This window comes from Muriicola jejuensis, from assembly GCF_010671595.1.
GTDB classification, from domain to species: Bacteria; Bacteroidota; Bacteroidia; order Flavobacteriales; family Flavobacteriaceae; genus Muriicola; species Muriicola jejuensis.
In genome coordinates, this window is the sequence record NZ_JAABOP010000001.1 from 1280907 (window position 1) to 1292961 (window position 12055).

Here is a 12055-nt window from a genome sequence, read left to right on the forward strand (position 1 = left end):
TCGATTTTCAGATGGTTGAATAGACTGTTTAATAAATCTAGAAATAACTGTAAAGTGATTGGACGAATATTGAAATATGATGATTTTTTTAATGACGCTAAGCCTAATGACAGGTTTTCATTAATAGCTCATATTCCACGCAGTGAATTGATAGCTAATTTTTCCAGTATTAACCATAAGCTTAAAGCTCCATTGGCATTGGAATTCAATTATACTTTGGAGAATCAAATAAATATAATTTCTACTATTTTTCAAATACATAATGTAAAAGAGAATTTAAAGTATTGCAAAGTTTATTTAGATAGGCTTTCACAGATATTCGAGCATAGTAGGGGGGGAATTGCAATAGCAACTAGAACTAGTTGTCTGTATGCTCTTAATGACTTGTTATTTAGTAAACAAATTGAACATGAAGAGATAATCGGTATAAAGTTTTATCCACAAGACTTTGAAGCAATTTTTAAATTTTTATTGCTAAGCAACGAGGACTTACTAAACTATAACTCTGTTTATGATGAAGAAATCACAGCCGATAATTTGGGTTCAGAATTTTTCGAAGTTTTTATGTTCAAAGAAATACCTAATAACCAATATAGTTATGTGCAAAATCCAATAAACTTACTCGAGAGAAGTCGATGTCTTTTTGATTACATCAAGTCTAAATACTCACAAGAATTAAAAGAATTTACGCAACTATATCAAATAAATGATGCTGAGGATTATATCAAAATTATAGCTAATGGCTTTTTCTTTGATTCCGGAATGACAAATATCCAGGCTTACAGGGTTAAAAAAACTAATAAACTTCATATCGCACGTATGGATATGCTAAGTAAACGTGGTGGAGGTAAACCTAACACTGGGGTTAAGAAGTTTGAATTTTTGGAAATCAAAAAGGCTCCTTTATACAAGTTAGAAGGTGCCGAGGGGAAAGATGAAGATATTTACATACTTATGGATAATACTTTTTTAATAGAAAAGTGTTACGATCTTTTTTTCTGGGATTTCTATTTTGATGTTTTAAAACCTAAGGGGATTAAAATAGAGGACTGGGGAAGTGAAGTAGGGAAGTTTTTCGAGGAGTATTCTGATACGATTCTACGACGAATATTTGATAAACAAAAGGACATAAACATAAAAAGCACCAATGAACTAGTGGTTAAGGGTGTTGAATATGCTGATTTTCTTATCAGAAGAAAGAGGCAAATCGTGCTTATTCAGGCTAAAAGAACTTTTTTGCCGCAGATAAAATATAAAGAGGTTTATTCTCTGGAAGACTATAAGGAAATAAATAAGGAAGAATTTTATGAAAGGTTTGGCCTAAACCAAATTGTGGATATGAGCATTGCTAGGATAAATGAATATTTGTACGAGGTCGACCCAAATACACCCAAAAGCAAACTCTTTATTTATCCTGTATTACTTATAAATGAACCAATAATATCGATGGGTATAACAACATATATATTCAATAAAAAGTTTTACGACCTAATGAATGAAAAACGCATTCCTTTGGAATCTAAAGAATATCGAATAAGTAGATTGGTTATACTACATATTGGGGAATTAGAACGACTTCAAAAAGCTTTGAAGAAAAGAAGTATCAAACTAGATCAGTTTTTAGCTGGTTATGCATCCTCGACTGATATTAAACAAATAAGAAATCCATATGCACAATTCCAAACATTGGATAATTATATTCGAAAGAAGGTAAAAGCAGGTGCGATTCCGGATTATTTGATGCAGGGTGGAGGAATAATTCAAAAGTTGGTAGAATTTGGACAGAAATCAGCAGGAATTAATTAATTCGGGGATAATACGGGGAAGTAATAAAAATAAATAACCATAGCAGTTTTATAATCAAACTGTTAGGGTTTTTAAATGCGGTCTGGACGGGACTCGAACCCGCAACCCCCTGCTTGGCAGTCAGCTACTCCATCTTCTTCTTCAACTCAGCGATCTGGGCATCCAGATTTTGGATAATGGGGTTGGAGGGACTGGATGATCTCAGTAGCCTACTTCTTTCCTGGTTCAGCTCCAAGATCAGAGTAAGCCGGTCTGGCTTCTCATTAAAAGAGAATTTATCCATTTTATCCATCAGACTGAGCCTCGTTTTGTTGAGGTAGTAGAATGTAAGGCCATCCTGTTCTCCATCTTCAAGCAGGGTCAGCATGTCATGCTCAATTTCTTTGAGAAGATTGTTCATGGAGGTTTGGATTTCGGAGTTCTCTTGGGTGATCTCCCGGTCCAGATTTTGAGCACAGGAAAGAAATAGGAGGGAAAGGATGAGGACGAATTTTTTCATAACTTAAATTTACTTAAAAAGAATCTCCAAACACAAATACCCCGTTGCGCAGTAGTTGTACTGCTGCGCTGCTTTTAGCATATTGCCAACTTACCGCAGGAGTTCAACTCCTGCGGAACGGTACAACTTCTTTGGTACTCCCCGAAAGTTTTCAGAAATAGCGACGAGGCCAGCGCATGTGCATTTCACAAGCCAATTATTATGAGGGAATGCGCAATAGCACGGAGCGTCAAGCCGGGTTCGCGGTTTTTGTCCCAGACAGATTGACAACGAATCAACTGAAGCATGCGGACAAAAAATTTCCTATAAACTTTCTTGATTTTTTCGTCTATTTTTTATCAAGAAAAAATGGACATAAAAGGAAAAAGAAAGCTTCGTTTTGAGCGGGAGATAATTACCCACCCCTAACCCCTCCGTTTAGGAGTGAATGGGAATGGAACATTCTCCTTCACTCCAGGAGGGGAGAAAATTGGAATTTAAATCTCCCATGCCAATTTACCCGCCTGTGGAGAGCAGGAGGGATTTCTACTCCGTTGTCTGCAGTCTCTTATTCATAACCTCATTTGAAAAAGCAACAGCGTCTTCCCCTCTTTTTCGATCTCCTCCTTATAAGAAAAGTCCAGTTTCTTTAACAGGCTTATAGAGCGCTCATTGTCAGGCGCGGTAATAGCCAATAGGATAGGGTATTCCCCCGTTTGTGCAAGGTGGGCGAGAAAGGCATGGCTGGCTTCCAGGGCGTACCCCTCGCCTTCCGCCTGGGGCAGCAGGGCAAAGCCGAAATCCGGAGCGGGCAACTCCTTCCGTTGCACAAACGAAAGTATACCCAGGGCGGCTGCCGTTGCCTGATGCTCAATGACCAGATAGTGTCTCCCCGGGTGGTTCAGGAGGTTACGGATGTAAGCTTCGGCCTCTCCGGGACCGGTAATCTGCCTTTCCCCGATATAACGCAACCACCCTTTGGTCTGTACCAGGGTCACCAGAAAGGGAGCGTCTTCTTCCCGGATCATCCGGAGGGTAAGCCTGGGGGTTGTTATGGGAAGAAAGTTCATAAATGGAGCAGTTTTGACAGGAGAAGATAGCATTTTCCCAGCTCCTGATCTTTGAATAAACTAGTTTTGGCTAAAGCAACGTGGTGGATAAGAATAATGGGGTTGGTATTTCCTTGGAACTTGCCTGCGGCAAGCAGGTTTGGCCCTTTAGGGATTGGATGAGTCGCATCTACTCCCCAACATATGAGTCAGGCGGTAGTGCAGAATAGTTTTTCCCCTCTGTATTTTCTAAATAAAACCATAAACCGGTATCATAGGGTAGTCCCATGCCGGGCGCTATGGAATCAAAGGGAATCCATTTAGTTTTTTCAACAATAACTTCCCCATTTACTTTTAAGGTGATCCTTTCCAGGCCATCGTTTTCCAGGGTAGAATCATTTAAGCTGACGAATAACCCCAGATTACCCGGATCGTCTGTTTTAAAACTGGAGGACCAGGGCAAACGTACCTGATATTCATTGCCATAACCCCCGCCCTGAATTCTTTTGGCTGTTCCCTGCCCGTTTACTTCCCAGGTAACATCGTATGCCCCCACGGCATCATCTTTCCCACAACTGAGGAGGATAAGAAAGATACACAGAGGTATTTTCTTTATCAATATTCTTTTTGTCAATAACATCTATAGCTAAAACGAAGATCTTTTTTAAATCTGACAATTCTGGTGGTTTTTTAGATGAACGGGAAGGGGGGTACTGTGCAAATGCGGGCAGACAGGGTGTTTACTATTGGGGACGTTGCGCAGTAGATGCTCTGCTGCGCAGATTTTAGGACCGGGCAGAATGGACGCAGCAGTACAACTACTGCGTAACCCAAAAAAAAGACCCGGCCCTTAAAAGAACCGGATCTTTCTCCTGACTAAACGTGGGGTTAGTCAAGCCATTTGGAACTCATATAGGCCATAGATCGTATGATCTTGCCTTCTTCGTTAAAGTCGTGGGCGTACATGATTGGCATCACGATCTTTTTTTGGTCCGATTTACGGGTGAGGCGGATGTCCCACCAGCTGTAGACTGTGCGGCCGTCGCGGAGGTCGTATTCCACATAATCCGGGTAGCCCACCACATCAATGGAGTTGATCTCAAACTTAGTCATCATCTCATTGAAGTTGGCCTTGGACTCATCCATCGTCAGGGACTCTCCCCTGGGGGTTTCCAGGTTGCTAAAGCGGGCCTTTTCATCAAAGAAGCTGTAGCCCATTTCCGTATCCCCGTGCTCAAAGGCGTGCATCATCCGCCTTACCTTGTTGATGTTGTCGTGGTGGTTCCAGACAATCCCGTTCTGCCGGTCCTGGAAGCTCTCGCCTACCTCCCGGTAGACCGCCTCGTTGTGGTAGCTGATGGCCATGTCAATCAGCCCGTCCTTAAAGCGGTACATGCGGTGTACAGGCACGTCTATCTTCACGCCTGTACTGTTATGTACGCCCTTCATCTGGTCCCAGGTCTGCACCCATACCTGGCCGTCCTTGTACTCCAGGGCATCGGGATAGGCCCCCGGGGAAGGTTCCAAGCTAAGGTAGGCCACGTTGTTCTTCCACCATTTGGCGCCCCCGGCAAAATCAGTTTTGGTACCCCCGTCTGGGTCCTTGTTGGTGTCTGACCCGTTGTAGGCCTTAAAGTCGTCGTGCAGATAACTCGCCACCGCTGCGCTGTCTCCCGCCACCCAGGCGGCCTGCATGGCCTTCACCTTGGCGATGGCGTCGTGTTCCTTGTAAATGGTTCCGTTTTTTTCTTTCTGGCCGTAGGCCATGAACAGGCCCAAAGTAAGGGCCCAGAGGATTCCTCTTTTCATTGTGGTTGGTTTTAGGTTGGTTAAACTGATATAAGGTAGTGAATATTTTTTATTTAAATGATTTTTAAGGGGTTAGAAAATCTTTGTGCAAAAGTTCACCCACCCCTGGCCCCTCCCGGGAGGGGAGGAAATTTACATTAAATTTTCAGAAAACTCTTGGTGTTCAGGGGTCTAATCTTGATTAACACGAAGGTTTGCCAGAAATAATGGCGAGGCCAGCGGAAGTGCGTTTCGCCTGTGAAGTGATTTGGCAATTCAAAATTTAGCAGATAAGCAGGCGAAAAAGAGCATGGAGCGATAAGCCGAGACCATGGTTTTAGTCCTAAACTGAAAGAGTAAGACTCAACCGAAACATTCGGACTAAAAATTTCCTACAAACCTTCTTGATCTTTTGGTTCGTTTTGGATCAAGCCAAAATGAACAGAAAAAGAAAGATAGATACGGTAATAACTAAATGCTTGTACAAAGGCAGGACCATAATTCAAGCAAAGCAAATCATTGGTATATTCCCTATCTTAGAATGCTAAGACCCACCAGGAATGATCCACTTCTTCCGAAAGACCCGAAAAAAACTGGCTGAAGACAACCAGTTCTTTAAATACACCCGCTATGCCATTGGGGAGATCCTGCTCGTAGTGATCGGGATCCTGATCGCTTTGCAGATCAACAATTGGAATGAGGAACGCAAATCAGAACTGCGGGAACTGAGTTTGCTCAGGGAACTCAGGACCAACCTGGAGACCAATATTCAAAATCTTGAAAGTGATATTGTCAAACAAAGAAACAGCATCAAATACTTTGATTATATCCTTCGGCTTCCCGTAGATCGGTTGCCATACAGCGACTCCCTGCCGAGATCCCTCAGTACAGCCAGTTATGCGCCTGATGTGGTCCTGACGGCCTCTGCCTTTGAGACGTTTAAGTCTGAAGGGCTCGACCTTATCAAAAACGACAGCCTGAGGAGGGAGATCCTGAACCTTTTTGAAGTGGCCTACCCTACTCTAATGCAGGAGACGCGCCGACTGGAAGATCAGTTGTGGCCGGCGGTGGTTATACCCCTGTATCAGAAACATTTCAGCAGTGATATGGATCAATGGATACCCAACGATTATGAACAATGGCTGGACGACAAAGAGTTTTTCAATATGCTGAGCTTTAGGAAGACCCTGAGACAGTTCTCTACAAATATCAAATTAGAAACCGTAGATAAAACCAGTGAGGTGATCCGGTTGATCGATGAGGAACTCGAAGCTCGGGGAGATCACTAATAAGACTTAGAAAATAAGGCAGTGTTGCACATTATTTTACCCACCCCTGATCCCTCCGATTAGGAGGGAATGGGAATGCATACATTCTCCTTCCCTCCGGGAGGGGAGGAGATTGTAACCGCCGATGCGCAGTAGTTGTACTGCTGCGCTGATTTTGGTTGGGGGCAGAATGGCCGCTAGAGTGCGACTCCTGAGGAACTGATTGGTAAGAAATTAAAATGGAAATATTAAATTCACGTCACTAACCCTTAACAAACAACACAATGGATTACAAAAAAACACTGATCAACCTGGCTATTTCCCTTCTCCTATCCCCTATCGTAGTGTACATCGTCCTTTTTATGGCGAAGGCCGCGGGGTCTACCTACGAGATGACCCACGGGGAGACCTTTATTATCTGGCTGCTGATGGCACTTGTTATTGGACAGTCAATGGTGAGAAAGTCTTAGCAGCTCTGTTATATTGCTTTGGTGATCTCACCATTGAAAATTCCAAATTCCAAAACCCAAATTCCAAGAGAGTTGATTAATAAAATAGCCTTTGGAATTTGGAGTTTGGTGCTTGGAATTTACTGCTCCGCAGTCCTTCCTAACAAAAGTTTAACGCCCTGTATTTGGAATACATCTTCATTTTGTTAGGTTACAGCCTTTCAAAAATGAAGGAGTATGAAACTTGTACAGGTAAAAAGAAGAACTAGATCCGAGAATCGATATAGTCCCAGGATGGGCCGACTCACCACCAAGGTGACCTACATCAAAAAATACGTCGCCGGGATTCCCGTAAAGACCCTTCACAAATACCGGGAAACCTATTACGGGGAGGTAAAGGATTGTGATGTCTGCCAATTATACGTGTAAAGCACAGGTTGCGCAGTAGTTGAATTGCTGGGCGGATATTGGCAATGTGCCGACCGGCTGGAGTACAACTCCTGCGGAACCGTAATTTATATTATCTGACTTTTATCATATCCCGGGCAAAAGGGAGTTTCTACCTTGTGGTGTTATTTTCTTAAAATCCATAGCCCATGAGAACGGTTAGTGGAATCCCGGGGTTCCTGGCCTTTCTGGTCCTGGTTTCCTGCAAAGACGCACCACAAACTCAACACGAAGATTTGGCCCAAAACCAAGAAGTTCACTGGACCTACACCGGGGAGAATGGCCCCGAGCACTGGGCCGAACTGGAGAAACGCTCCCACTGCGGGGGCAAACACCAATCCCCCGTAAACATCATCGACATACAAACCCAGGAAGATCCCGACCTGTTGCCGCTCGACCTCCACTATTACGGCCAGGTGCGCATCCACGAGGTCGCCAACAACGGGCATACAATACAGTACAATTTTGAAGCAGGAGATTATATCTCCCTCTGGGATGTGAGGTACGACCTGAAGCAGATCCACTTCCACGAGGCCGCAGAGCACACCCTGAACGGGATACGCTACCCCCTGGAGATGCACATGGTGCACGTCAATGCCCAAAATGAGATCGTGGTATTAGCCATCATGGCGATGGAAGGGGAAAGCAGTGTGCCCTTTACCTTCCTGGAACAGTACTTACCCCTGGATCCGGGCGAGACCAAGATCATAGACCAAAACTTTGACCTCAATACCAACCTTCCGGCAAATCGGGATTACTATACGTATAAGGGATCCCTCACCACGCCCCCCTGTACGGAAGGAGTCACCTGGATCGTCTTTAAGGAGCCCATCACCGTTTCCCTGGAACAGGTAAAGGAACTGCAACGCCTTATGCCCCTGAACAACTACCGGGGAGAACAGGAGCTCAATGGCCGGGTGGTGAAGGTGTATGAATCACCTTATAACTGAATTAAGACAATATTCTCCCCTCCTGGGAGGGGCTGGGGGTGGGTAAAATAGTTGCGCAGTAGTTAAACTGCTGCGCTGATTTTAGCACCAGGCAGATTTGCCGCAGAAGTGCAACTCCTGCGGAACAGCATAAAAAAACCCTGAATGGTTCTACGCATTCAGGGTCTGGCTAATTCAGGATCCTTTACGGCAAGAAGTTGACTACCCCGGTATCCATATCGTAGACCGCTCCCAGGATGTCGATTTCCCCCCTGGAGTGCATTTCCCTGAGGATAGGGCTTTGCTCCAAAATATTTTCCAAGGCAAGGCGGACGTTATTTTCAATTACCTCATGTACAAAGAGTCGGTTAGCCGAGGTACGAGGCCCTTCAGTTTGGGTGGACATGTCCACTGCCGGCTTGATCTTTTGCAGCATGTTCGTGATATTCCCGAGCTCAGCTCCGTCGATGGCAGCATGGACCGCGCCACAGCTTTCGTGACCCATAACCAGGATCATTTTGGCGCCGGCCACCTTGGTGGCGAATTCCATACTCCCCAGGATGTCTTCATTAATAAAGTTCCCAGCGATACGCGCCACAAAGATGTCACCTATCCCTTTGTCGAACACGTCCTCAACAGGGACGCGGCTGTCTACACAAGATAGCACTATAGCCTTGGGATACTGACCTTCCACGCTTTCTCGAATCTGTATGCTGTGGTCACGGGCTGTGAGATCGCTCCTAACAAAACGTTCATTCCCGGCTCGCAGCATTTGAAGGACTTCCTCCGGGGTGAGGGCTCGCTGTTCTTCCTTGGTGAGGACGGTCTCCACCAGGACCTTGCTCCTGGGGATAGTGATCACATCCTGGGTTGAGGGTTGGGCCATCCCTGAGAAGGTAAGGCCGAACATGGTACTGAAGATGATGATTCGATTTTTCATAGCATTGAATTTTAAATTCAGCGCAAATATATGTCTCGGATCATCATCTAATACTATTACTATTCATAATAAAGAGTTAAACTTTTAATAGGTGATAGTAAAACTATTATTTATGATGATTTGATCTGGTCCTTGGAGGATACAGAGGCAAGTGCACACGTGAACAGGCGGGACGATTCAAGATCCACCTCTAACCCCGTTAAGCAGTAGATCTGCTGCCGCACTGATTTTGGCAAATGTTCGAAATGCCGCAGGAGTGCAACTCCTGCGGAACTGAGTATAACTCCTTCGGAACACATCCGTTTTCAGAATTCCTTCACTATCTTTAATTGCAGATTACCAACTCTATGGAAAACCAGCAAAAGATCGACCAACTCCTGGAAAAATTGAACGTCCTAAAAGGCGTGCATTCCCATTTTGAAAAGGAGATCGAAGACCTGAGAAAGGAAATAGAGGCCCTGCGGCAGACCCCATCGGCAACACCGGAGCCATCTAAGCCTGAATCCGTAGAGGCATTGCCAAAGCCTGAAGTTGAAGAGAAGGTGACCCCAACCCCCGCCGAGGCGCCGGTGACCGACCTGTACCGGGATCCCCAAAAGCGGATCCTGGGTGGGGTATGTGCCGGACTGGCCCGGCGGTACGGGGTAAACCTGGCCCTGATGCGAACCCTTTGGATCCTCCTTGGGATCTTTTTCCTGGTAGGCGTCCCCCTTTATGTGGTCCTTTGGATCGCCATCCCGAAAGGGACAGAGAGCAGACCTGCTCAGCCCGCATCGCCCACACCCGCCACCCCCCTTTCACCTGCTGATCAGCCGGCAGCGGATGCATCCAAAAAAATGGACCTGGAAAAATACATAGGGGAGAACCTTATCTCCAAGATCGGGATCGCCGTACTGGTGATCGGGGCCGGGATAGGGGTGAAATACTCCATAGACCACGACCTGATCTCTCCCCTGGTACGCATCCTCCTGGGCTATGTGCTGGGAATTTCACTGGGCGTTATCGCCTACAGACTAAGGGAACGGTACGAAAATTTCAGCGCCGTCCTCCTGAGCGGTTCCATGGCCATCCTTTACTTTATGACCTTTGCGGCCTGTTCTTTTTATGACATGCTCCCCCCTGTGGCCGCTTTTGCCCTGATGGTACTCATCACAGTGGCTACCGTCCTGGCGGCCCTGAATTACAATCGGCAGTTTATCGCCCACCTCGGGCTGGTTGGTGCCTATGCGGTGCCTTTCCTCCTCAGTGAGGGGCAGGACCGTGTCGGTATCCTTTTTACCTATATGGCCATTATCAATGCGGGCATCCTGGTGGTCGCCCTGAAAAAATACTGGAAACCCCTCTACTGGGTAGCCTTTGCGCTCACCTGGATCATCGTCCTTAGCTGGTATTTCAATTCCTATGAGGCAGATACCCATTATGCCCTGGCTCTTGGTTTCGGCAGCCTCTTTTTCTTTCTTTTCTACCTGACCTTTTTGGGCTATAAGTTGCTGCAGAAGGAACCCTTTGAGGTATCGGATATCATCCTGGTGCTTATCAACTCCTTCGTGTTCTACGGCCTGGGATACGACCTCCTGAACGATACGCCCGAATGGGAGAACAGCCTTGGGATGTACACACTGTTTCACGCTCTCATACACGGTGCGGTGGCTTTTTTGGTCTTCCGCATCAGGGGGGCAGATAAGCCTGTTTTTTACCTGGTCTCCGGCCTGGTCCTGGTCTTCCTCACCCTCGCCATTCCCGTACAGTTAGACGGCAGCTGGGTGACCCTCCTCTGGCTGGGGGAAGGCGTACTCTTGTTCTGGATCGGTAGGACACAATCGCGGTCCCTTTATGAAAAGATTTCCTATATCTTGCTGGGCCTGGCTTTCCTGAGCCTCATACAGGACTGGGATGCCTACAACCCGGGCTGGTTCTTTGAGGAAAAGGAGCGATTCCCTTCCCTTTTTAACATCACTTTTTTGGGATCCCTCATCTTCCTGGGAGCTGCGGGCTATCTCAACTACCTCCATTACCAATTACAATACGCTCCTCCCTTCCAAAGGGGCAACAGCACATATACCCTGCTCTCCATAGGCCTCTCCGGCCTGTTGCTCATCGTGCTGTATTTCACCTTTTCCAACGAGATCTCCTACTATTGGGAAGGCCGCTATCAGGCCTCGACTACCGACGCCCTGGCCGATAGCTTTAACAGTGGCAGAAACCCTGATTTCAAAACCCTTAAAAACCTGTGGGGGATGTTGTACTTCCTGGGATATACGGGGGTTTTGTTGTGGCTGAACATCGGCAGGATCAAGACCAAACTCCTGGGGATCCTCGGACTTATGCTCGCCTCAGGCGGACTCCTCTACTTCCTTACCATAGGGTTGTACGACCTCAGCGAACTCCGGGAAAGCTATTTATTGGAAGACGTTATAGGCGAACCTGTCCCCGCTTTTTACGCCCTGGGGATGCGTTACCTGGTCTTTGGGTTCATAGCCGCCCTGCTGTGGGCGGGCTACAGCCAGTTAAAAGCGATGTACGAAAGGGAAGAATTTATCCGGGGGTTCGACCTTATCCTGGCTCTGACTCTGGTTTGGGGAGCCAGCAGTGAGCTCCTGCACCTGCTTGACCTCTCCGGAGCCCAGGAGCAGTACAAACTCGCCCTGACCATCTTCTGGGGCGTCTGTGCCCTGTCTCTGAGCGCCCTCGGTATATGGAAGGCCAAAAAACACCTGCGGGTGGCCGCCATTGCCCTCCTGGGGATTACCCTGATCAAACTCTTTTTCTATGACCTGGCAGACCTGCCGACCCTTTCTAAGGCAATCGTTTTCTTAGCCCTTGGAGTGGTTTTATTGGGGATCTCATTCCTGTACAATAAATTTAAAACTGCGATTGAGGATTGACATATTTCGGTGGTCT

At 46.3% G+C, this 12055-nt stretch carries 11 protein-coding genes; 6 read left to right on the top strand and 5 right to left on the bottom strand.

Annotation, left to right across the window (positions count from 1 at the left end):
- Positions 1–54: 54 nt before the first annotated feature.
- A complete protein-coding gene (locus GWK09_RS05640) occupies positions 55–1806 on the top strand; it encodes a hypothetical protein (protein WP_163692013.1) in 1752 nt (583 codons plus the stop codon).
- Positions 1807–1930: 124 nt separating this feature from the next.
- Here the strand turns inward: GWK09_RS05640 and GWK09_RS05645 are convergent, their stop codons facing one another.
- The 4 genes from GWK09_RS05645 to GWK09_RS05660 form a co-directional block, all read right to left on the bottom strand.
- Positions 1931–2305 carry a hypothetical protein gene (locus GWK09_RS05645; protein ID WP_163692014.1) on the bottom strand — a complete coding sequence of 125 codons (375 nt, stop codon included), beginning with the start codon at positions 2303–2305 and terminating at the stop codon, positions 1931–1933.
- Positions 2306–2856: 551 nt separating this feature from the next.
- On the bottom strand, positions 2857–3354 hold the full coding sequence (locus tag GWK09_RS05650; protein WP_163692015.1) for a GNAT family N-acetyltransferase: 498 nt from the start codon (positions 3352–3354) through the stop codon (positions 2857–2859).
- 169 nt (positions 3355–3523) lie between these two features.
- Entirely contained in the window at positions 3524–3967 is a 444-nt protein-coding gene (locus GWK09_RS05655) for a hypothetical protein (RefSeq protein ID WP_163692016.1), read from the bottom strand.
- A 254-nt stretch (positions 3968–4221) separates the two neighbouring features.
- A complete protein-coding gene (locus GWK09_RS05660; protein WP_163692017.1) occupies positions 4222–5142 on the bottom strand; it encodes a nuclear transport factor 2 family protein in 921 nt (306 codons plus the stop codon).
- Positions 5143–5681: 539 nt separating this feature from the next.
- Here GWK09_RS05660 and GWK09_RS05665 point away from each other — a divergent pair.
- From GWK09_RS05665 to GWK09_RS05680, 4 genes are all read left to right on the top strand, one after another.
- The gene (locus GWK09_RS05665) at positions 5682–6410 is read left to right on the top strand and encodes a DUF6090 family protein (RefSeq protein WP_163692018.1); all 729 of its coding nucleotides are present in this window, start codon (positions 5682–5684) and stop codon (positions 6408–6410) included.
- A 263-nt stretch (positions 6411–6673) separates the two neighbouring features.
- Positions 6674–6859, top strand: coding sequence for a hypothetical protein (locus tag GWK09_RS05670; protein WP_163692019.1), 186 nt, complete (start codon positions 6674–6676; stop codon positions 6857–6859).
- Positions 6860–7075: 216 nt separating this feature from the next.
- Complete coding sequence (locus tag GWK09_RS05675) at positions 7076–7267, top strand: hypothetical protein (protein WP_163692020.1); 192 nt, start codon at positions 7076–7078, stop codon at positions 7265–7267.
- 167 nt (positions 7268–7434) lie between these two features.
- Positions 7435–8235: a carbonic anhydrase gene (locus tag GWK09_RS05680; protein ID WP_163692021.1), complete on the top strand. Its 801-nt coding sequence runs from the start codon at positions 7435–7437 to the stop codon at positions 8233–8235.
- Positions 8236–8419: 184 nt separating this feature from the next.
- On the opposite strand, the gene GWK09_RS05685 is transcribed toward GWK09_RS05680, so the two are convergent.
- Complete coding sequence (locus GWK09_RS05685) at positions 8420–9154, bottom strand: carbonic anhydrase family protein (protein WP_163692022.1); 735 nt, start codon at positions 9152–9154, stop codon at positions 8420–8422.
- A gap of 347 nt (positions 9155–9501) precedes the next feature.
- Here GWK09_RS05685 and GWK09_RS05690 point away from each other — a divergent pair, with 347 nt between their 5' ends.
- Complete coding sequence (locus GWK09_RS05690) at positions 9502–12039, top strand: DUF2339 domain-containing protein (protein WP_163692023.1); 2538 nt, start codon at positions 9502–9504, stop codon at positions 12037–12039.
- Positions 12040–12055: the final 16 nt, after the last annotated feature.